This is a genomic window from Stenotrophomonas sp. 10N36 (assembly GCF_056395005.1).
The window spans coordinates 42,125-63,143 of record NZ_JBFTIS010000011.1 but is presented as its reverse complement, the minus strand read 5'-3'; the positions used below and the strand labels follow the sequence as shown (position 1 = coordinate 63,143).

The following is a 21,019-nucleotide window of genomic DNA, read 5'->3' as shown; positions in this document are numbered from 1 at the left end:
AACTCGCTTGTGCTGGTGCTGTGTGAATGGGCAGGATTCTAAACGTCGACGCAGGTTGCCGGGTCGACCGGGTTGCCCCGATGCAAGTGGCGCGGCTACTCTGCCCCATCTTTCGCACACAGTGCCAAAAATGCCCGTTCCTGTCTTGCTTGTCCGTGGTTGGCCGCTGTTGGCGCTCGCTGCAATGCTCTCGTTCGTGCCGGAGGCCCATGCACAGCGGGTTTCGGCCCGTGATCGGGTGAAGATCGAAGCGCTGGACCAGCGCATGGCCGCCGCCGAGAAGCGCTACCGCGATGCGCTGGTGCTGGTGGCCAATGCCGATCCCAAGGGCAAGAACGAAGGCGATGCCGCCTTGGAGGACATGGAGGATGTGATCAGCGCCTGTGTCGCCCAGAAGGGCTGCCAGGTCAGCAACATGCTGCCGGCCTACAAGCGCCTGCTGAAGGACAACGCCGACAACCGTGACGGCGAGGGCGACGAACTGGCCAGCGACGGCGGCCTGCTGGAAGCCGACCCGGACCACATCGGCCCGCTGTCGGCCGACGTGCCCGAAGCGGCGCGTGCGGCCGCGCTGCTCAACGACAAGCGCCACGCCTTCGACAACATGGTCGAGTACAACCCGGCGGTGCAGGCCGGCATCCGCCGCTGGCTCACCGACATGCGCCCGGCCTTGATGACCACCTACGAGAACTACCAGAACCTGCGCCAGGTGATGTGGCCCGAGTGGGAGAAGCGCGGTCTGCCCGAGGCGCTGCTGTTCGGGATCATGGCCAAGGAATCCAATGGCCGCGTCCACGCCTCCTCGCGCGCCGGTGCGGCCGGCCTGATGCAGTTCATGCCGGCCACCGGCCGCCGCTTCGGGCTGGGCCCGGATGGCACCGGCTTTGACACCCGGTTCGATGCGCGCAGCGCCGCCGAGGCCAGCGCCACCTACCTCAACGAGCGCATGCGCGAGCTCAATGGCAGCGTCGAGCTGTCGCTGGCCGGCTACAACGGCGGCGAAGGCCGGGCCGTGCGCGTGTTCCGGCAGAGCGGCGGCCAGGGCTTCTGGGTGGACAGCGTGTACAACCAGTTCCCCGGTGAAACCAAGGACTATGTGCCGATGGTGATCGCCGCGGCCTGGATCTTCCTGCATCCGCAGCAGTACGGCGTGGAGTTCCCGAAGATCAGCGCGCAGCCGGCGACGATCCGGCTGGCCAAATCCACCACCATCTACGAGCTGACCATCTGTCTGGGCAGCGCCGGCACCCGCGACGGTTACATGCGCGCGCTGCGCAACCTCAACCCGCGCTATGAGGCCGACGGCTGGATTCCGGCCGGTACCACGATCAACGCCACCACCCGTATCGCCGGCCTGTACAACCGGTATTGCGTCAGCGGCCCGCGCGCGGACCTGGCACGCACCCTGATCACCGCCGACCTCAACGCCGCGATCGTGCGCCCCGCCGTGGCCAGCTACACCGGCAACGTCGCGGTGGGCAGTGTGGTGCCGGTGGCGCAGGTGCAGGCCAGTGCGGTGGCGTCCACCCCGGTCGCCCCGGTGGCCACGCCTGCGGCAAAGCCCAAGGCCAAGCCGGCGCGCAGCCACAAGGTAGGCAAGGGCCAGACCCTGGGCGCGATCGCCGACAAGTTCCAGTGCGACGTGCGTGAACTGGCCCGTGCCAACGGACTCAAGGCCCCGGCCTACGCGCTCAGGCAGGGCCAGGTGCTCAAGCTGCAGGGCTGCGGCAAGTAAGCACACGCCCAATGGAGTAGGCTGCCGGCATCACGCCCGCGGCCACTCCCTTTCGGCCACCGGGTCACGCATACAGGACAAGACGATGGATATCACCGCAATCAACGAGATGTTCGCCAACATCCGCGAAAACACCGATTGGGACCTCAATGGCCCGATGCTGTGGGGCTATTTCTTCGTCAACACCACCCCGGAGCCGTTGAGCGGCCTGGGCGAGAAGCTGGTCGGCATGGGCTACAACCTGGTCGAGATCTTCGAGCCGGACCTGGAAGAGGGCGAGGCGCCGTACCACGTGCTGCACGTGGAGCGCGCCGAAGTGCACAGCGAAGCCTCGCTGGACGCCCGCAACCACGAGCTGCAGGCGCTGGCCGAAGCCAATGGCGTGGAAGACTACGACGGCATGGACGTCGGCCCGGTCGAGATCTGACCGCAGCGGACCGCGTCCTACAAAAAACGCCCCGGTCTCCCGGGGCGTTTTTTCATGGGCGTGAGCCCCCGGTAGTGCCGGCCGCTGGCCGGCTCCCCGTACCGCCTGCAATGCCGGCCAGCGGCCGGCACCATCGTTACTTCAAGGTCGCCAGCGCCTGGCCCAACTGCACGGCATGCTCGGCATCCAGATGCGGAGCGAACTCGGCCACGCCCGGCGGCAGCAGGATGATCACGGTGGAGCCGTAGTTGAAGCGCGCCATCTCCGCGAACCGCTCCAGCGTGATCCCCTTGCCGCGGTAGTCCTTGCGGGTGATCGTGTCGCCGTACGCCGGAATCTCTTCACCGCCCCACACGGTTTCCACGCCGGACACCAGCATCGCGCCCACCATCACCGACACCATCGGACCGAAGTCGGTATCGAAATGGCAGACCAGGCGTTCGTTGCGGGCGAACAGGCCGGGCACGGTGTTGACCGCAGCCGGGCCCACGCTGAACAGACGGCCGGGCACGTGCACGGTTTCGCGCAGGGTGCCGGTCCACGGCATGTGCACGCGGTGGTAGTCCTTGGGCGACAGGTACACGGTGGCGAACAGACCGTGGTGGAACACCTCGGCATCCTTGGCGTCGCCGAGCAGTTCGGCGGCGGTGAACGACTGTCCCTTGGCCTGGAAGATGCGGCCGTCCTCGATGGCGCCGAGCTGGCTGATACGGCCATCGGCGGGCATCACCAGGGTGCGCGGGTCGGGCGCGGCCACGCGGGCGCCGGGCTTGAGTGCGCGGGTGAAGAACTGATTGAAGGTGGCATAGCTGCGCGGGTCGGGATTGGCGGCCTCGGCCAGGTTGACGCCAAACTTCTCGGTCACGGTGTCGATCAGCCAGCGCGAGATCCGCGGGTTGCTGGAGTACGCCAGGCGCCGTGCCATCGAGGACAGCAGGCGGTGGGGCAGGACGTAGCTCAGCGTGGTGGTCAGGCTCATGGTGCGGTTTTCTCGGTCAGCGTCTGCAGATCGCGGGCAATGGCCTGCGCATTGAAAGGGGGGCGGATCAGGCCGGCAAGTTTGCCGTCCGGGTCCAGCACGGCCAGGCTGGCCGAGTGTTCGAGGGTGTAATCCTCGGGATTCTCATCAAACTGTTTGCCGGGCACTTTCTGGAACACGAAGCCGAGCGAGGTGGCAAAGCGTTCGAGCGAGGGGACGTCGGCGGTGGCGGCCAGGGTGTCCTTGTGGAAGGCGTGCACGTACTCGCCGAGGCGGGCCGGGGTGTCACGTTCGGGATCCACGGAGATGAACACCAGGCGCGGGCGCAGGGTGTCGGGCTGGGCTTCCCACTGTTTCTGGGCCTGGGCGAGGTCGGCCAGGGTGGTGGGGCAGACGTCGGGGCAGAAGGTGAAGCCGAGGAACACGAGGGTCCAGTGGCCTTTGAGCTCGCCGGGAATGAGGCGGGTGCCGTCGGACTGGCTGAGGTTGAAGTCAGGCAGGGGCCGGGGCTGGGGATAGAAGGTGATGGATTCGGTAGCGGGGCGGTCGCTGGCCGGCTTGGGCGCGAACACTTTCTGCGCGGCGACCAGGCCCAGGCCGGCGGCCAGGGCGATGAGCAGGATGATGCCGACGTTGCGATTGAACATGGAAAGCCCGTTCCCGGAAGGGGCCACCATGATAGGGGCGGCGGCGACGCTGTTGGGTCTTTTGGGGTTTGTTGGGGTGATTCTTTGAAGAGCGTAGGTCTGAAGCGAAGGCAAAAGCCGGAGCCGAAGCCGGAGCCGAAGCCGGAGCCGAAGCCGGAGCCGGAGCCGGAGCCGGAGCCGAAGCCTTGGTGTGCAGCGATCGGAGGCGGCGCCGGCACGGGTGGGGTTGCGGGGCACGCTGCAAGTACGTCCTTGTAAGCTCCGTCGGCGCATCCATGCGCCTCAGGGCCCCGCAACCCCACCCGTGCCGACGCTCGACAGTTGGCTGGTGCCCAGTGGGACAAGGCAGTGCACGGCAAAGCAAAGCAGGGCAGGTCATGGCACGGCAGGGCAAATGCAAAGGCAATGGTGGGGCGGTTTGGGTGAGGCGCGGGGAGGGAGCCTTATCTGATCGGAATCTGGCAGTTTAGGTGTCGAGAGCCGGCGTGGGCCGCCGTGTGAGCCTGGATCTCGACGATCGCCGTGTAGCTTGGCGCCCACGCCGGAATCTCCCTTGATCCGCCCGAACAGTTGCTGGAGCTGTCACTCGAAGCGATAAGACTGGGCAAGCGGGGGAGCTCTCGACCCTTCCAGACTATACGGAGTCGGGCGATGAACGGGATCGGGATTGATGTAAGCAAGCGCCGGCTGGATGTTGGAACCTCCGACGGCCAAACCCTGCAGGTCAGCAATGACCCCTCCGGTTTCGCTGAATTGGACCTCTGGCTTAGGGAGCGCCCGAGTAACCAGATCGTGCTGGAGGCCACCGGTGGCTACGAACAGCCTGTGCTGGATTTTCTGCACAAGGCCGGTCATCCGGTGGTTCGGGCCAATGCCTTGCGGGCGCGGAAGCTTGCTCAGGGGCTAGGCCAGAGGGCCAAGACCGACCGCTTGGATGCCTATGCATTGGCACAGATGGCCACGCTGGTGAAGCTGCCGGCCTATCAGCCGTTGGAGCCTTGGCAGCAGAAACTGCGGGAGTTTGTGCGGGCACGTCGACAGATGATCCAGGCCTTGGCCGTCGCGCGACAGCAGCAGGAAATGGTGGGTGATCGTGAACTGCGCCGGCTTTTGCAGGCCAACATCACCCACCTGAAGACACTGGTTAAACGCCTGGGAAAGCAGATTGCCGAGCAGCTCGCTCAACAGCCCCAGCTCACGGTTCTGAAGTCGATGAAGGGCGTGGGGCCGGTGGTACAGGCGGTGCTGGCCAGCTACCTGCCTGARCTGGGCCATATCAGTGGAAAGGCCATCGCCAGCTTGGTGGGCGTGGCGCCGATGTCCCACGACAGCGGGACGATGCGTGGAAAACGAAGCATCCACGGCGGTCGAGCCGAGATCCGTCAGGTGCTTTACATGGCCGGCATGTCGCAACGCCCGCGTGCGCGACGCTCAAAGCGGACCGATCCCCGCCTGAAGCGCGCCCGGGCACATCTCCAACGGCTGCCGGCCAGCGGCCGGCACTACCGTGCCCGTCTGCTGGAGGGGCCGAAGCCTCCTCCAGCAACACAGTTGCTACACGGACGTACTTGCGGCGTGTCCCGGCAGGGCCTGGCACCGCCCGCCGCGCATCAGCAGTGAATAGCTGTCCGCCGCAACAGACCACCTCCTCTAAAGTCGCCCGACTCCAGGCCGATATTGAGCGTGACGCCCGGTTTTTCCTTACCGCCACGCCCGACCCAGGATTCCTTCCATGAACGACAGCAACCCCAACGCCGCCAGCAGCGGTGGCGAGTATCTCAGCTTCACCCTCGGCGCCGAGCACTACGGCGTGGACATCCTCAAGGTCCAGGAAATCCGCGGCTACGACTCGGTCACCCGCGTGCCCGATGCCCCCGATTACATCAAGGGTGTCATCAACCTCCGCGGCACCATCGTTCCGGTCATCGACCTGCGCCTCAAGCTGCGCCTGGAAAAGGCCACGTATGACGCCTTCACCGTCATGATCGTGCTCAACGTCGAAGACCGCGTCGTCGGCATCGTCGTCGACAGCGTCTCCGACGTCATCCCGCTCAACGCCGACCAGATCCGCCCCACCCCCGAGTTCGGCGCCGCGGTCGATACCCGCTTCATCTCCGGCATCGGCACCCAGGACGATCGCATGCTGATCCTGCTGGATATCGAAACCCTGCTCGACAGCGCCGACATGGGCCAGCCGGCCCAGGTCGAAGACGCCGCCGCCTGATCGTGCCCCGCCATCCCGGTCGATTCGACCGGGATGTGAAAAAAGTTCTTCAGTTCCCTGCGCGACGGCCGATAGCTGCTTCAGGACCCGGCTGTGTAGGGCTGCCCAAGGCCGGGCCAACTCGTCCAATTTCCCCCGGAGATTCTTCCCGATGAAGTCCCTGCTTGCGCTGTTCTCGGTTGCCGTCCTCGCCTCCTCTGCCTCGTCCGCCTTCGCCCAGTCGGCCGAGATGATCCCGCCGGAAATGGCGCCGCGCTCGGTCGGCAAGGACGGCATGGTCTGTGGCAAGGTCGAAAAGGCCCGCTACGCCGAAGGCTCCGAAGGCCAGCCGACCTTCCTGTACATGGGCGGCGCGTTCCCGCGCCACACCTTCTCGGCCCGCATCGCCGGCGCCAACCGCGGCAAGTTCAGCTTCCCGCTGGAAACCCTGGAAGGCAAGACCGTCTGCGTGATCGGCAAGATCGCCCGTGACGCATCGCGTGCTGAAATCGAAGTCAGCTCGCCGGCCGGCCTCAAGCTCGCCAACATCAAGTAATCCGCCGTACGCCATGCCACGCCGGCACTGGCCGGCGTGGTCGCTGCAACCGGGCACGACGCCCGGACGCGTTTGCCACTGGAGATCGCACCGCCCATGCCCTGGATCAACAACCTCAAACTGATGCCGAAGTTGATGCTGACTTTCGGCGTCCTCCTGCTGGTGATGCTGCTGCAGGGCATCGTGGCGTATCGCGGGCTTTACTCGCTCAACAACGTGACCACCGAACTGGCCGGCCACCGGATGGAGAGCATCCGCACCGCCGGTGAAATCCGCGGCATGGTCGGCGAATACCGCAACTCGGCCTACCAGGGCCTGATCCGCGCCAGCGACGACGTCAAGGCCGACGCCAAGAAGCGCGCCGCCGACCTGCGCGGCAAGATCGACCTGTCCATCAAGAAATACCCCGAATTGATCGACAATCCCCAGCAGAAGAAGCTGTTCGACACCTTCGCCAAGGATTGGAAAGACTCGCTGGCCTCCTACGATGCCGTCACCGAGATGCTGGAACTGGATCTCCCCGATGACGCCGTGGACACCTTCGTCGGCGAAACCCGTACCAAGCACCAGAAGGCCTCGTCCGCGCTCGAAGCACTGATCGCCGAAGACAACCGCCTGGCCCGCGCCTCGCGCGAGGAAGCCGAATCGACCTATGCCGCCTCGGCCACCCTGACCATCATCGCCCTGCTCGGCGGTGCCGCACTCGGCCTGGTGCTGGTGTACCTGTTCGCCCGCTCGCTGGTTGGCAGCATGCGCGGCGCCGTGTCGGTCGCCAATGACGTGGCCGGCGGCAAGCTGGACGGCCACATCGACGTCAGCCGCAAGGATGAAGTCGGCGACCTGATGCAGGCCATGCAGCGCATGCAGCGCGACCTGCGCGAGCGCACCGAAACCGACCAGGCCATCGCCCGCGAGAACCTGCGCATCCGCACCGCACTGGATTACAGCTCCACCGGCGTGTACCTGACCGACAACCAGCTCAACATCGTGTACGCCAACCGCGCACTCGAGCAGAGCCTGTCGCAGTACCAGGACGAGCTGCGCAAGCACCTGCCCGATTTCGATGCCAACACCTCTCTGGTGGGCCGTCCGCTGACCGTGCTCGAGCACCGCGGCGAGATGGATGCCACCCTGCTGAACAACCTCAAGGCCAACGGCGTGGCCCGTCGCGCCATGCAGTTCGGCGACGCGCAGTTTGCCCAGGTGGTCTCCACCATCCGCAACGAAGAAGGCGAGAGCGTCGGCCACGTGGTTGAATGGCGCGACCGTACGCCGGAAGCGCTGGTCGAAGCCGAAGTGGCGCGCGTGATTGCCCAGGCCGCCGCCGGCGACCTGTCCGGCCGCATCCGTGCCGAGGGCAAGGAAGGCTTCTTCCTGCAGCTGGCCCAGCAGATCAACGGCCTGCTGGACGCCAACGCGGCCAGCATCGAGCAGATCTCCGGCCTGCTCACCGCGCTGTCGCAGGGTGATCTCACGGTGCGCATGCACGGTGATTTCCAGGGCGTGTTCGCCACCATGCGCGACGACGCCAATGCCACTGCCGAACAGCTCAGCGGCATCGTCACCAAGATCAAGCACTCCAGCCAGGCCATCAGCTCGGCGGCCAGCGAGATCGCCACGGGCAACAGCGACCTGTCGCGCCGTACCGAACAGCAGGCCGCCAACCTGGAAGAAACCGCGGCCTCGATGGAGGAACTGACCTCCACCGTGCGCCAGAACGCCGAGCATGCCCGCCAGGCCAACCAGCTGGCCATCGGCGCGCACAGCGTGGCCAGCCAGGGCGGTGATGTGGTCGGCCAGGTGGTGACCACCATGAGCGCGATCCAGACCTCGTCCAAGAAGATCGCCGAGATCATCTCGGTCATCGACGGCATCGCCTTCCAGACCAACATCCTGGCGCTGAACGCAGCCGTGGAAGCGGCGCGTGCCGGCGAACAGGGCCGCGGCTTCGCCGTGGTCGCCTCCGAAGTGCGCACCCTGGCCCAGCGTTCGGCCGGTGCGGCCAAGGAAATCAAGGGCCTCATCGACGACTCGGTCGGCAAGGTCAACGACGGCTCGGCGCTGGTGCACAAGGCCGGCGCGACCATGGGCGAGATCGTCGCCTCGGTGCAGCGCGTGACCGACATCATGGCCGAGATTTCCGCGGCCTCGCAGGAACAGTCGGCCGGCATCGAGCAGGTCAACCAGACCGTGGTGCAGATGGACGAAACCACCCAGCAGAACGCCGCGTTGGTGGAAGAAGCCACTGCCGCTGCCCGTTCGATGGAAGAACAGGCCGGCCACCTCAGCGACGCGGTATCGATCTTCAAGCTCGACGCGCATGACGTGGTGCTGCCGCCGGCAGCCGTGGCCACCCCGGCCCCGCGTGCCGCACGCCCGGTTGCCACCGCCCCGGCCCCGGTCCGCCGCGCAGCAGCCCGCCCGGTCGCCACCGAACTGGCCGACGGCGACTGGCAGGAGTTCTAAGCGCACCAGCAGCCTGTAATCCCGCATCACAAAAGGCCCCGATACCCATCGGGGCCTTTTTGTTGGCAAGGCGCATGACCGCGCCCACCGGTAAACACCGGTGGAGCCACCCCATGGGTGGCTGCACAAGCTCCCGCAGGGGGGTAGAGCCGACCGTTGGTCGGCTGCCCACGACCCCAGACGGTAGAGCTGACCGTTGGTAAGCTGCACGCGGCCCCAACCGGTAGAGCCGACAGTTGGTCGGCCGCACACGGCCCCAACCGGTAGAGCCGACCGTTGGTCGGCTGCACAAGGCCCCAGCCGGTAGAGCCGACCGTTGGTCGGCTGCACAAGGCCCCAGCCGGTAGAGCCGACCGTTGGTCGGCCGCACACGGTCCCAACCGGTAGAGCCGACCGTTGGTCGGCTGCACGCAGCGCCAGAAGGTCCGCACCCACCCACGGGGTGACCCCACCCCAACCTGAATACGCTCAGTCACCCACCCTCAATAGCCGCTGCCTTTGGCCGATAACAGCATTGCCGCGACACGTTCGTCGACCAAAGATGCCCTGCCCATGAATCTGATCAGCCGCTGGAACCAGTACTTCTCCAACCTGTCCGTCAGGCGCAAGCTCAACCTGCTCACCGCGTTGATCGCCGTCGGCGTCATCGCCCTGGCCGTGATCGCCGCGCGCATGCAGTACCTGGACCTCACCGATACCCGCAAGGACAGCCTGAAGATCCAGGTCGAGCTCACCTACGGCATCCTGGACCACTACCATCGCCTGGCCGAAACCGGCGAGCTGACCGAACCGGCCGCCAAGGCTGCCGCACTGGAAGCGCTCGCGCGCATGCGCGCCGACAGCGACGCCTACTACTACAGCGTCTACGACACCCAGTACCGCGTGCTCATGCATCCGTTCCGCAAGGATCTGATCGGCAAGGACATGCAGGCGTTCCGCTCCGAAGACGGCGTGCAGCTGTTCCACGACCTGGTGCAGGTCGCCCGCCAGGGCGGCGGCGTGGTCTCCTACAAGTGGGCCAAGGCCGGTGCCGAAGGCCTGTACGACAAGTCCTCCTATGCCGGCCTGTACAAGCCGTGGCAGTGGGTCATCAGCAGCGGCGTGTACATGGAAGACGTGCAGCGCCAGGCGCTGGTGTTCACCGCCATCATGACCGCCAGCGGCGGCGCCGTGGTGCTGATCGTGCTGGCCCTGAGCTGGCTGATCGGCAACCGCATCACCCTGCCGCTGCGCCAGGCCACCCAGGTCGCCGAGAGCATCGCCGCCGGCAAGCTCGACAGCCGCATCGGCGCCCAGGCCCACGACGAACCGGGCCGCCTGCTGGAAAGCATGGCGCGCATGCAGCAGCAGCTGCACGCGGTGATCAGCGGTCAGCGCGACATGGCCACCCGCCATGACGCTGGCCAGACCAGCTTCCGCATGGACGAAAGCGCCTTCCCCGGCGAGTACGGGCTGATGGTGCACGAAACCAACACCCTGGTCGGCGCGCACGTGCAGACCATGCAGAACGTCCTGCAGGTGGTGCAGCGCTACGCGGTGGGCGACCTGTCCGCCGAGATCGCGCGCTACCCCGGTGAGAAGGCGGCCATCACCGACACCGTCGATTCGGTCAAGCAGAACCTGGCCAGCATCAATGCCGAGATCAAGCGCCTCGGCGCGGCGGCGGCGGCGGGCGACTTCAGCCAGCGCGGCGACACCGCCGGCTTCGACCACGACTTCCGCCTGATGATCGCCAACCTCAACGCGATGATGCAGGTCAGCGACGACAACCTGGGCAAGCTCTCGCAGCTGCTCTCGGGCATCGCCGAAGGCGACCTCACCGTGCGCATGCACGGCGACTTCCAGGGCGTGTTTGCCAGCATGCGCGACGATGCCAACGCCACCGTGTCCCAGCTGACCCAGATCGTCGGCCAGATCCAGACCGCGGCCGGCAGCATCAACCAGGCGGCCGGCGAGATCGCCAGCGGCAACAGCGACCTGTCGCGCCGCACCGAACAGCAGGCGGCCAACCTGGAAGAAACCGCCGCCTCGATGGAGGAGCTGACCTCCACCGTGCGCCAGAATGCCGAGCATGCCCGCCAGGCCAACCAGCTGGCGATCGGCGCGCACGGCGTGGCCAGCCAGGGCGGCGAGGTGGTCGGCCAGGTGGTCACCACCATGAGCGCGATCGAAGCCAGCTCCAAGCGCATCGCCGAGATCATCTCGGTCATCGACGGCATCGCCTTCCAGACCAACATCCTGGCGCTGAACGCAGCCGTGGAAGCGGCGCGTGCCGGCGAACAGGGCCGCGGCTTCGCCGTGGTCGCCTCCGAAGTGCGCACCCTGGCCCAGCGCTCGGCCGGTGCGGCCAAGGAGATCAAGGGCCTGATCGACGACTCGGTGGCCAGCGTGGCCGACGGCTCGGCGCTGGTGCGCAAGGCCGGCACCACCATGGGCGAGATCGTCGCCTCGGTGCAGCGCGTGACCGACATCATGGCCGAGATCTCCGCCGCCTCGCAGGAACAGTCGGCCGGCATCGACCAGGTCAACCAGACCGTGGTGCAGATGGACGAGACCACCCAGCAGAACGCCGCACTGGTCGAAGAAGCCACCGCTGCAGCGCGCGCGATGGAAGAACAGGCCGGCCAGCTGTCCGACGCCGTGGCCATCTTCCGCCTGGACAACCACGTGGCCGCCGCCGTCAGCGCGGTTACCGCGCGCGTGGCGGTGCCGGGTCCGGCCCGGCCTGCCGCCCGACCGGCCGCGCCCAGCCCGGTACGTGCCGCGCCTGCCCCGCGCGCGCCGCGCACCACGCCGGACGACGGCAACTGGCAAGAGTTCTGAGCCTTCGCGGCGGCCACCCGGCCGCCGCCTCCCCACCCTCCTTCGAGTCCGCCCGTGTCCACGCCTTCTGCCCCTGCCACCACCGCCCAGAACGGCCGCGAATTCGAGTTCGCCGATCGTGATTTCCGCCGCGTCTGCGACCTGATCTACCAGCGTGTCGGCATCTCGCTGGCACCGGCCAAGCGCGACATGGTCTACGGCCGCCTGTCGCGGCGCCTGCGGGCGCTGGGTCTGCGCAACTTCCACGACTACCTGGACCAGCTCGAACGCGACGGTGGCGACGAATGGCAGGCGTTCACCAACGCACTGACCACCAACCTCACCGCGTTCTTCCGCGAACCGCACCACTTCGAAAAGCTCGACACCGAACTGCGCGCGCGGTCCGGCCACGGCACCCTGCAGCTTTGGTCGTGCGCGGCCTCCACCGGTGAGGAGCCCTACTCCATGGCCATCACCGCGTGCGAAGCCTTCGGCACGCTCAAGCCGCCGGTGCGGATCCTGGCCACCGACGTGGACACCCAGGTCCTGGCCACCGCCAGCCGCGGCGTGTACGCCATCGACCGGGTGTCCGGGCTGGACCCGGCGATCAAGAAGCGCTATTTCCAGCGCGGCAGCGGCCCCAACGAAGGCAGCTGCCGAGTCAACCCGGCCCTGCGCGACCTGATCGACTTCCGCCCGCTCAACCTGCTCAGCAGCCGCTACGACGTCGGCGGCCCGTTCGATGCCCTGTTCTGCCGCAACGTGATGATCTATTTCGACAAGCCCACCCAGCGCGGCATCCTGTCGCGGCTGATCCAGCACATGGGCGATGACGGCCTGCTCTACACCGGCCACTCGGAGAATTACCTGCACGCCGCCGACCTGATCCAGCCGTGCGGGCGCACGCTGTACAAGCGCGCCCCCGGAGCCCCGGTATGAACGCCGTGATCCGCAACGACGATGTGATGCGCTACTTCGACAGCCGCTTCAAGGTGACGGCGGCCAAGCTGTTGCCCACCCAGTACCTGGTGGTGGACGACGACACCGCGCTGACCACCACGCTCGGCTCATGCGTGGCCGCCTGCCTGCGCGACCCGGTGCTGAAGATCGGCGGGATGAACCACTTCCTGCTGCCCGAAGGCAACGTCGGCGACGGCGCGCCCGCCCGCTATGGCAGCTATGCCATGGAACTGCTGATCAACGACCTGCTCAAGCGCGGCGCACACCGCAAGCGCCTGGAAGCCAAGGTGTTCGGCGGCGCCAACGTGTTGAAGGGCTTCACCAGCAACCCGGTGGGCACGCGCAACGCCGAGTTCGTGCGCCAGTACCTGCAGGCCGAGCACATCCCGGTGCTGGCCGAGGACCTGTGCGGCATCCATCCGCGCAAGGTGTGGTTCTTCGCCGACACCGGCCGGGTGGTCGTGCAGCGCCTGCCGCACGCCCACGAAGCCGAAGTGGCCGCCACCGAATCGGCCGTGCGCGCCCGCCTGTCCAAGGCCCCGGTCACCGGCGGCGTGGAGCTGTTCGAATGACCCAGACCGGCCCCTGTCGCGTGCTGATCGTCGACGACTCCGCCGTGGTGCGGCAGATGCTCAGCGAAATCCTCGCCAGCGACCGCGATATCGAGGTGGTCGGCACCGCCGCCGACCCGTTGCTGGCGCGCGAGAAGATCAAGCGCCTGGCCCCGGACGTGATCACCCTGGACGTCGAAATGCCGCGCATGGACGGCCTGGCGTTCCTGGAAAACCTGATGCGGCTGCACCCGCTGCCGGTGGTGATGATCTCCTCGCTGACCGAGCGTGGCGCCGATACCACCCTGCAGGCGCTCGCGCTGGGCGCGGTGGATTTCGTGTCCAAGCCGAAATTCGACGTCGCCCGCGGGCTGCAGGCCTATGCCGAAGAGATCATCGGCAAGGTCAAGATGGCCGCACGCTCGCGCGTGCGCACCCTCGCCCGCCCCAGCGCCCCGCGCATCACCCTGGACGCGGTGGCCCCGGCCGCCACGCCGCGCGCGATCCAGTTCCGCACCACCGACCGCCTGATCGCCATCGGCGCCTCGGCCGGTGGCACTGAAGCGCTGCGCGTGGTGCTGGAAGGCATGCCGGCCGACGCGCCGGCAGTGGTGATGACCCAGCACTTGCCCGCCACCTTCAGCACCCCGTTCGCCGAACGCCTGGACCGCCATTCGGCGATGTCCGTGCGCGAAGCCAGCGACGGTGAAGCGGTGCTGCCCGGCCACGCCTACCTGCCGCCCGGCGGCAAGCACCTGCGCATCATCCGCGACGGTGCGCGCTGGCGCTGCCGCGTCGACGACGGCCCGGCGGTGAACCGGCACAAACCGGCGGTGGACGTGCTGTTCCGTTCGGTGGCCGAAAGCGCCGGCGCCAACGCCATCGGCGCGATCCTCACCGGCATGGGCGACGACGGCGCCCGCGGCCTGCTGGAACTGCGCAACGCCGGCGCCTCCACCCTGGTGCAGGACGAAGCCACCAGCGTGGTCTGGGGCATGCCGGGCGCGGCCTACAAGCTCGGTGCCACCGAAGAAATGGTGCCGCTGGAACGCATCGCCGAACGACTGATGGCCATGGCCCGCGCATAACGTAGAGCCGGGCTCTGCCCGGCTGTCCGAATCACGTAGCGCCGGGCTCTGCCCGGCTGAGGGGGTCCGCGCGAACGGCAGCCGGGCAGAGCCCGGCGCTACGGAATCTACGCATCACAACGAAAAACCCCCGGCGTTCACCGGGGGTTTTTTGTTTTCAGCCCATCGACCAACGGTCGATGGCTACCGGTTGCCGGCCATCGGCCGGCAACGCATCAGGCAGCAACCGTCTTGGCCACGTCCTGGTAGTCCTCGATCTGGTCGAAGTTCATGTAGCGGTAGATGTCCTTGCTGCTGGCATCCAGCACGCCGATGTCGGCCATGTACTCTTCCTTGGTCGGGATGCGACCCAGACGCGAGCAGATCGCGGCCAGTTCGGCCGACCCCAGGTACACGTTGGAGTTGCGGCCCAGACGGTTCGGGAAGTTGCGGGTCGAGGTCGAGAACACCGTCGCACCCTCACGCACCTGTGCCTGGTTGCCCATGCACAGCGAGCAGCCCGGCATTTCCATGCGTGCGCCGGCGGTGCCGAAGGTGCCGTAATGGCCTTCCTTGGTCAGCTCCGAGGCATCCATCTTGGTCGGCGGGGCCACCCACAGCTTGGTCGGGATGTCGCGCTTGCCTTCCAGCAGCTTGGCCGCCGCACGGAAGTGACCGATGTTGGTCATGCACGAACCGATGAACACTTCGTCGATGGCCGCACCGGCCACGTCCGACAGCGTCTTGACGTCGTCCGGATCGTTCGGGCAGGCCACGATCGGTTCAACGATGTCGGCCAGGTCGATCTCGATGACGGCGGCGTATTCGGCGTCGGCATCCGGGGCCAGCAGCTCCGGGTTGGCCAGCCAGGCTTCCATCTTCTCGATGCGGCGCGCCAGCGAACGGGCGTCCTGGTAACCCTCGGCGATCATCCACTTCAGCAGCGTGATGTTGCTGGTGAGGTACTCGATGATCGGCTCCTTGTTCAGGTGCACCGAGCAACCGGCGGCCGAACGTTCGGCCGAGGCATCGGACAGTTCGAACGCCTGCTCGACCTTCAGCTCCGGCAGACCTTCGATTTCCAGGATGCGACCGGAGAAGATGTTCTTCTTGCCGGCCTTGGCCACGGTCAGCAGACCGGACTTGATCGCGTACAGCGGGATCGCGTTGACCAGGTCACGCAGGGTCACGCCCGGCTGCATGGTGCCCTTGAAGCGCACCAGCACCGATTCGGGCATGTCCAGCGGCATCACGCCGGTGGCGGCCGCGAAGGCCACCAGGCCCGAGCCGGCCGGGAACGAAATGCCCACCGGGAAACGGGTATGCGAGTCGCCGCCAGTGCCGACGGTGTCGGGCAGCAGCATGCGGTTGAGCCAGCTGTGGATCACGCCGTCGCCCGGGCGCAGCGAGATGCCGCCACGGGTGGAGATGAACTCCGGCAGCGTGTGGTGGGTCTTGACGTCCACCGGCTTCGGGTACGCGGCGGTGTGGCAGAACGACTGCATCACCAGGTCGGCCGAGAAGCCCAGGCAGGCCAGGTCCTTCAGTTCGTCACGGGTCATCGGGCCGGTGGTGTCCTGCGAGCCCACCGAGGTCATCTTCGGTTCGCAGTAGGTGCCCGGGCGCATGCCCTGGCCTTCCGGCAGGCCACAGGCGCGGCCGACCATCTTCTGCGCCAGCGAGAAGCCCTTGCCGGTATCCGGCGGGTCCATCGGCAGGCGGAACAGATCGGTCGGGGCCAGGCCCAGCGCTTCGCGCGCCTTGGCGGTCAGGCCGCGGCCGATGATCAGCGGAATGCGGCCACCGGCGCGCACTTCGTCGAACAGCACGTCGGACTTGACCTTGAACTCGGCGATCACCGCGCCGTCCTTCAGGGCCTTGCCGTCGTACGGGCGCAGCTCGATCACATCGCCCATGTTCATCTGCGACACGTCGAGTTCGATCGGCAGCGCGCCGGCATCTTCCATGGTGTTGTAGAAGATCGGAGCGATCTTGGAACCCAGGCACACGCCGCCGAAGCGCTTGTTCGGGATGAACGGAATATCTTCGCCGGTGAACCACAGCACCGAGTTGGTGGCCGACTTGCGGCTCGAACCGGTACCGACCACGTCGCCCACGTAGGCCACCAGGTGGCCCTTGTCCTTCAGAGATTCCAGGAACTTGACCGGGCCGCGCTTGCCGTCTTCTTCCGGCTCGATGCCATCGCGCTTGTTCTTCAGCATCGCCAGGGCGTGCAGCGGGATGTCCGGGCGGGTGGTGGCGTCCGGGGCCGGCGACAGGTCGTCGGTGTTGGTTTCGCCGGTCACCTTGAGCACGGTGATGGTCAGGCTTTCGGGCACCTGCGGGCGGCTGGTGAACCACTCCGCATCGGCCCAGCTCTGCAGCACGCCCTGGGCGTTCGCATTGCCGGCCTTGGCCTTTTCCTGCACGTCGTGGAAGGCGTCGAAGACCAGCAGGGTCTTCTTCAGCGCATCGGCGGCGATGGCGCCGACCACGGCGTCATCCAGCAGCTGCACCAGCGGGGCGACGTTGTAACCGCCGAGCATGGTGCCCAGCAGTTCGGTGGCGCGCTCGCGGCTGATCAGCGCATTGACTTCGCTGCCCAGGGCAATCGCGGCCAGGTACGAGGCCTTGACCTTGGCGGCGTCATCGACGCCGGCCGGCACGCGGTGGGTCAGCAGTTCCAGCAGGAACTCGGCTTCGCCGGCGGGCGGGTTCTTCAGCAGTTCGATGACGTCGGCCGTCTGCTGGGCGTTCAGCGGCAGCGGCGGGATGCCAAGCGCGGCGCGCTCGGCTACGTGGTGGCGGTAGGCTTCCAACATGACAACTCCCGGGATTTCTTTGAAAAGACTGCGATTGAATACAGCGGTGGAATAAGTGGGCTCAAGCGTGCGGCACGATCAGCTTCAGGCCCTTGAAGTAGTCGCGGTAAAACGTATCGTTCCAGGTGATCAGGCCATCGCACTGCAGCAGCGCGTGCGACCCGACCATGAAATCGTCCAGCCCGCGCCTGCTGGTGCCGCGCTGGCGGTGGCGGCGGTGCATCTCGCCGGCGCGCAACGCGGACTTGGCTTCCAGCGGGCTGAAATGGATGCCCATTTCTTCCAGCGCGCCCTGCACCTCGGCGCCGCCGCGCAGCGAGGCGCAGATCTCGGCCAGGGTGACGCCGCAGATCACCACGCGCCCTCCGACCAGGCTTTGGCGCAGGCAGGCTTCCACGGCATCGGCCTGGGGGCCGTTGCTGAGCAGCTCGATCAGGACCGGGGAATCGACGGCGATCATGCGCGGCTCACTCGGCGTCGCGGACCGCGTCGACGGCGGCCTGGGCCGAATCGAAGCCATCCAGGGCGAACTTGCCGCGTGCGCGCGAAATCGCGTCGTCCACGCTCTTGCGCAGGATGATCCGGCTGCCGTCCAGTTCCACTTTCAGCTGGGTGCCCTTGGTCAGGCCGAGCGCATCGCGGACCGCCTTGGGCAAGGTGATCTGTCCGCGTTCTGCAACGGTGGCTTCCATCGGTAGGCCCTCCAAAGTATGCACAAATTATACATACTTCCGGGGGCATACTTCTACCCGAGGACGCGCCACGCCCCATTCCGGCCTTGCCGGCCAAAGGATACGCAGGTCCCCATGACATCAGCGATACATATCTCTATGTACCCTGAGACCCGATGCCGCAGGCCGAAGGCCGGCTGAATCGTTCATACTCGGAACGGTCACCGGGCCTATGGGCCAACGGCGAACGCAAGCAGGCCTGCCTCGGGCGGGCCAACGCAAGCCATCCGCAAGAGGAGTCACCCCGCATGAGCGATTCGTTCTCCACCCGCAGCCAGCTGGACGTCGGCGGCACGACCTACGACTACTTCAGCCTGCCCAAGCTCGGACAGCAGTTCGACATCTCCCGCCTGCCCTACTCCATGAAAATCCTGCTGGAGAACCTGCTCCGGCACGAGGATGGTGGCGCCACGGTCGGTCGCGACCACATCGAGGCAGTGGCCCGCTGGAACCCGACCGCCGAGCCGGACATCGAAATCGCCTTCATGCCTGCGCGCGTGGTGCTGCAGGATTTCACCGGCGTGCCCTGCGTGGTCGACCTGGCCGCGATGCGCGATGCGGTGGTCAAGCTGGGCGGCCGCCCGGAACAGATCAATCCGCAGATCCCCTCGGAACTGGTGATCGACCATTCGGTGCAGGTGGACGTGTTCGGCACGCCCGACGCGCTGGACCTCAACGGCAAGATCGAATTCCAGCGCAACATGGAGCGTTACGGCTTCCTGCGCTGGGGCCAGAAGGCGTTCGACAACTTCAAGGTGGTGCCGCCCAACACCGGCATCGTCCACCAGGTGAACCTGGAGAACCTGGCCCGCGTGGTGATGACCGCCGACAAGGACGGCACGCCGGTGGCGTACCCGGACACCGTGTTCGGGACCGACAGCCACACCACCATGATCAATGGCATCGGCGTGCTCGGCTGGGGCGTGGGCGGCATCGAAGCCGAGGCGGCCATGCTCGGCCAGCCGTCCTCGATGCTGATCCCGCAGGTGGTGGGCTTCAAGCTCACCGGCAAGCTGCCCGAGGGCGCCACCGCCACCGACCTGGTGCTCACCGTCACCCAGCAGCTGCGCAAGCACGGCGTGGTCGGCAAGTTCGTCGAGTTCTTCGGCGAAGGCCTGCAGCACCTGCCGCTGGCCGACCGCGCCACGATCGGCAACATGGCCCCGGAATACGGCGCCACCTGCGGCATCTTCCCGATCGACGAAGAATCGCTGAACTACCTGCGCCTGTCCGGCCGCAGCGAAGAACAGATCGCGCTGGTCGAGGCCTACGCCAAGGCGCAGGGCCTGTGGCACGACGCGCAGACCGCGCACGCCAGCTACAGCGCCACGCTGGAACTGGACATGGGCACGGTGAAGCCGTCGCTGGCCGGCCCCAAGCGGCCGCAGGACCGCGTGCTGCTCGAAGACGTCAAGCAGAACTACCGCGACAGCCTGGTCGGGCTGACCACCAACCGCGACAAGCGCACCGAGGATGTCTCCAACTTCGTCAACGAAGGCGGCGGCGCGGCGGTGGGCAACGAACAGCTGGCCAAGGGCTACAGCGATGTGGAACTGGACGGCACGCGCTTCCGCCTGAAGGACGGCGCGGTGGTGATCGCCGCGATCACCTCGTGCACCAACACCTCCAACCCGGCGGTGATGATCGGTGCGGGCCTGCTCGCGCGCAACGCGGCCGCCAAGGGCCTGGACCGCAAGCCGTGGGTGAAGACCTCGCTTGGCCCAGGCTCGCGCGTGGTCACCGATTACCTTGAAAAGGCCGGCGTGCTTACCGAGCTGGAGAAGATCGGCTTCTACGTGGTCGGCTATGGCTGCACCACCTGCATCGGCAATTCGGGCCCGCTGCCGGCCGAAGTGAGCGCCGGCATCGCCGCCGGCGACTTGGTGGTGACCTCGGTGTTGTCGGGCAACCGCAACTTCGAAGGCCGCGTGCACCCGGAAGTCAAAATGAACTACCTGGCCAGCCCGCCGCTGGTGGTGGCCTATGCGATTGCCGGTACCACCGACATCGACCTCACCACCGAGCCGCTGGGCAATGACCGCGACGGCAACCCGGTGTACCTGCGCGACATCTGGCCGAGCAACAAGGAAATCGGCGACGTGATCGCCGCGACCATCGGGCCGGAGATGTTCAAGCAGAACTACGCCGATGTGTTCAAGGGCGACACCCGCTGGAACACCATCGCCTCGCCGGACGGCGACCTGTACGAATGGGACGGCGCATCGACCTACATCAAGAACCCGCCCTACTTCGACGGCATGACCATGCAGGTCGGTCACGTCGACGACGTGCACGGCGCGCGGGTGATGGGCCTGTTCGGGGATTCGATCACCACCGACCACATCTCCCCGGCCGGCAACATCAAGAAAGACTCGCCGGCGGGCCGCTTCCTGCAGGAGCGCGGCGTGCAGCCGGCCGACTTCAACAGCTACGGCAGCCGCCGCGGCAACGATGACGTCATGGTCCGCGGTACGTTCGCCAACATCCGCATCAAGAACCTGATGTTCGGCGGCGAGGAAGGCGGCAACACGCTGTACTTCCCCGCCGGCGGTGGCGAGCCGCAGAAGCTGGCGATCTACGACGCGGCCATGAAGTACAAGTCCGACGGCGTGCCGCTGGTGGTGTTCGCCGGCAAGGAATACGGCACCGGCTCGTCGCGTGACTGGGCGGCCAAGGGCACCAACCTGCTGGGCGTCAAGGCCGTGATCACCGAGAGCTTCGAGCGCATCCACCGCTCCAACCTGGTGGGCATGGGCGTGCTGCCGCTGCAGTTCAAGGCCGGCGAGAACGCGCAGAGCCTGGGCCTGGACGGTTCGGAAACCATCGACATCACCGGCTTGAACGATGGCGCCAGCAAGACGGCCACGGTAACGGCCACCAAGGCCGATGGCACCCGCAAGACCTTCGAGGTGCACGTGATGCTGCTCACGCCGAAGGAAGTGGAGTACTTCAAGCACGGCGGTTTGCTGCAGTACGTGCTGCGCCAGCTGGCAGCCAAGGGCTGACCCCACCGGTAGGCCCCGACCGTTGGTCGGGGCTGCCATGAAAGCGCCACGACCAACGGTCGTGGCCC

15 protein-coding genes and 1 pseudogene are annotated in these 21,019 nt (G+C 66.8%); 11 read left to right on the top strand and 5 right to left on the bottom strand.

From position 1 onward, the window contains the following. Positions 1-130: 130 nt before the first annotated feature. Together AC1DCJ_RS12310 and AC1DCJ_RS12305 are read left to right on the top strand one after the other, a co-directional pair. Positions 131-1,735, top strand: a complete 1,605-nt coding sequence (locus AC1DCJ_RS12310) for a transglycosylase SLT domain-containing protein (RefSeq protein WP_478071079.1) — start codon at positions 131-133, stop codon at positions 1,733-1,735. Between the two features lie 85 nt (positions 1,736-1,820). Next, entirely contained in the window at positions 1,821-2,162 is a 342-nt protein-coding gene (locus AC1DCJ_RS12305) for a ribonuclease E inhibitor RraB (protein ID WP_137191732.1), read from the top strand. 136 nt (positions 2,163-2,298) lie between these two features. On the opposite strand, the gene asd is transcribed toward AC1DCJ_RS12305, so the two are convergent. Together asd and AC1DCJ_RS12295 are read right to left on the bottom strand one after the other, a co-directional pair. Then, the gene (gene asd / locus AC1DCJ_RS12300; RefSeq protein WP_478071078.1) at positions 2,299-3,141 is read right to left on the bottom strand and encodes an archaetidylserine decarboxylase; all 843 of its coding nucleotides are present in this window, start codon (positions 3,139-3,141) and stop codon (positions 2,299-2,301) included. Then, complete coding sequence (locus AC1DCJ_RS12295; RefSeq protein WP_137191730.1) at positions 3,138-3,788, bottom strand: SCO family protein; 651 nt, start codon at positions 3,786-3,788, stop codon at positions 3,138-3,140. The genes asd and AC1DCJ_RS12295 overlap by 4 nt, the downstream gene beginning before the upstream one ends. Positions 3,789-4,439: 651 nt before the next feature. On the opposite strand from AC1DCJ_RS12295, the pseudogene AC1DCJ_RS12290 reads away from it, so the two are divergent. The 8 genes and pseudogenes from AC1DCJ_RS12290 to AC1DCJ_RS12255 form a co-directional block, all read left to right on the top strand. Next, positions 4,440-5,246, top strand: a pseudogene (locus tag AC1DCJ_RS12290) (IS110 family RNA-guided transposase); the annotation flags it as partial. A 274-nt stretch (positions 5,247-5,520) separates the two neighbouring features. Then, the gene (locus tag AC1DCJ_RS12285; protein ID WP_038688527.1) at positions 5,521-6,012 is read left to right on the top strand and encodes a chemotaxis protein CheW; all 492 of its coding nucleotides are present in this window, start codon (positions 5,521-5,523) and stop codon (positions 6,010-6,012) included. Positions 6,013-6,163: 151 nt separating this feature from the next. Beyond that, positions 6,164-6,547 carry a hypothetical protein gene (locus AC1DCJ_RS12280; protein WP_128095882.1) on the top strand — a complete coding sequence of 128 codons (384 nt, stop codon included), beginning with the start codon at positions 6,164-6,166 and terminating at the stop codon, positions 6,545-6,547. A gap of 96 nt (positions 6,548-6,643) precedes the next feature. Then, positions 6,644-9,013, top strand: a complete 2,370-nt coding sequence (locus AC1DCJ_RS12275) for a methyl-accepting chemotaxis protein (protein WP_478071077.1) — start codon at positions 6,644-6,646, stop codon at positions 9,011-9,013. 552 nt (positions 9,014-9,565) lie between these two features. Continuing rightward, positions 9,566-11,836 carry a methyl-accepting chemotaxis protein gene (locus AC1DCJ_RS12270; RefSeq protein ID WP_137189406.1) on the top strand — a complete coding sequence of 757 codons (2,271 nt, stop codon included), beginning with the start codon at positions 9,566-9,568 and terminating at the stop codon, positions 11,834-11,836. Positions 11,837-11,890: 54 nt separating this feature from the next. Further along, positions 11,891-12,754 (top strand): CheR family methyltransferase, encoded by an 864-nt coding sequence (locus AC1DCJ_RS12265; RefSeq protein WP_038688533.1) that lies wholly within the window; start codon positions 11,891-11,893, stop codon positions 12,752-12,754. Continuing rightward, the gene (gene cheD, locus AC1DCJ_RS12260) at positions 12,751-13,347 is read left to right on the top strand and encodes a chemoreceptor glutamine deamidase CheD (RefSeq protein WP_038688535.1); all 597 of its coding nucleotides are present in this window, start codon (positions 12,751-12,753) and stop codon (positions 13,345-13,347) included. The genes AC1DCJ_RS12265 and cheD overlap by 4 nt, the downstream gene beginning before the upstream one ends. Continuing rightward, positions 13,344-14,414, top strand: coding sequence for a protein-glutamate methylesterase/protein-glutamine glutaminase (locus tag AC1DCJ_RS12255; RefSeq protein WP_137189405.1), 1,071 nt, complete (start codon positions 13,344-13,346; stop codon positions 14,412-14,414). The genes cheD and AC1DCJ_RS12255 overlap by 4 nt, the downstream gene beginning before the upstream one ends. 215 nt (positions 14,415-14,629) lie before the next feature. Here AC1DCJ_RS12255 and acnB read toward each other — a convergent pair whose 3' ends face one another. The 3 genes from acnB to AC1DCJ_RS12240 form a co-directional block, all read right to left on the bottom strand. Next, the gene (gene acnB / locus AC1DCJ_RS12250) at positions 14,630-17,215 is read right to left on the bottom strand and encodes a bifunctional aconitate hydratase 2/2-methylisocitrate dehydratase (protein ID WP_478071076.1); all 2,586 of its coding nucleotides are present in this window, start codon (positions 17,213-17,215) and stop codon (positions 14,630-14,632) included. A gap of 61 nt (positions 17,216-17,276) precedes the next feature. Then, positions 17,277-17,675 (bottom strand): type II toxin-antitoxin system VapC family toxin, encoded by a 399-nt coding sequence (locus AC1DCJ_RS12245; protein WP_038688541.1) that lies wholly within the window; start codon positions 17,673-17,675, stop codon positions 17,277-17,279. Between the two features lie 7 nt (positions 17,676-17,682). After that, complete coding sequence (locus tag AC1DCJ_RS12240) at positions 17,683-17,907, bottom strand: AbrB/MazE/SpoVT family DNA-binding domain-containing protein (RefSeq protein WP_038688544.1); 225 nt, start codon at positions 17,905-17,907, stop codon at positions 17,683-17,685. Positions 17,908-18,194: 287 nt separating this feature from the next. On the opposite strand from AC1DCJ_RS12240, the gene acnA reads away from it, so the two are divergent. Further along, positions 18,195-20,951, top strand: a complete 2,757-nt coding sequence (gene acnA, locus AC1DCJ_RS12235; protein ID WP_478071075.1) for an aconitate hydratase AcnA — start codon at positions 18,195-18,197, stop codon at positions 20,949-20,951. Positions 20,952-21,019 lie beyond the last annotated feature (68 nt).

Bases quoted from the DNA above. Each gene is read 5' to 3' on its own strand.
- AC1DCJ_RS12275 (WP_478071077.1), top strand. From the start codon at position 6,644: ATGCCCTGGATCAACAACCTCAAACTGATGCCGAAGTTGATGCTGACT.
- AC1DCJ_RS12305 (WP_137191732.1), top strand. From the start codon at position 1,821: ATGGATATCACCGCAATCAACGAGATGTTCGCCAACATCCGCGAAAAC.
- cheD (WP_038688535.1), top strand. From the start codon at position 12,751: ATGAACGCCGTGATCCGCAACGACGATGTGATGCGCTACTTCGACAGC.
- AC1DCJ_RS12255 (WP_137189405.1), top strand. From the start codon at position 13,344: ATGACCCAGACCGGCCCCTGTCGCGTGCTGATCGTCGACGACTCCGCC.
- acnB (WP_478071076.1), bottom strand. From the start codon at position 17,215: ATGTTGGAAGCCTACCGCCACCACGTAGCCGAGCGCGCCGCGCTTGGC.
- acnA (WP_478071075.1), top strand. From the start codon at position 18,195: ATGAGCGATTCGTTCTCCACCCGCAGCCAGCTGGACGTCGGCGGCACG.
- AC1DCJ_RS12245 (WP_038688541.1), bottom strand. From the start codon at position 17,675: ATGATCGCCGTCGATTCCCCGGTCCTGATCGAGCTGCTCAGCAACGGC.
- AC1DCJ_RS12285 (WP_038688527.1), top strand. From the start codon at position 5,521: ATGAACGACAGCAACCCCAACGCCGCCAGCAGCGGTGGCGAGTATCTC.
- AC1DCJ_RS12270 (WP_137189406.1), top strand. From the start codon at position 9,566: ATGAATCTGATCAGCCGCTGGAACCAGTACTTCTCCAACCTGTCCGTC.
- AC1DCJ_RS12280 (WP_128095882.1), top strand. From the start codon at position 6,164: ATGAAGTCCCTGCTTGCGCTGTTCTCGGTTGCCGTCCTCGCCTCCTCT.
- AC1DCJ_RS12310 (WP_478071079.1), top strand. From the start codon at position 131: ATGCCCGTTCCTGTCTTGCTTGTCCGTGGTTGGCCGCTGTTGGCGCTC.
- AC1DCJ_RS12240 (WP_038688544.1), bottom strand. From the start codon at position 17,907: ATGGAAGCCACCGTTGCAGAACGCGGACAGATCACCTTGCCCAAGGCG.
- AC1DCJ_RS12295 (WP_137191730.1), bottom strand. From the start codon at position 3,788: ATGTTCAATCGCAACGTCGGCATCATCCTGCTCATCGCCCTGGCCGCC.
- asd (WP_478071078.1), bottom strand. From the start codon at position 3,141: ATGAGCCTGACCACCACGCTGAGCTACGTCCTGCCCCACCGCCTGCTG.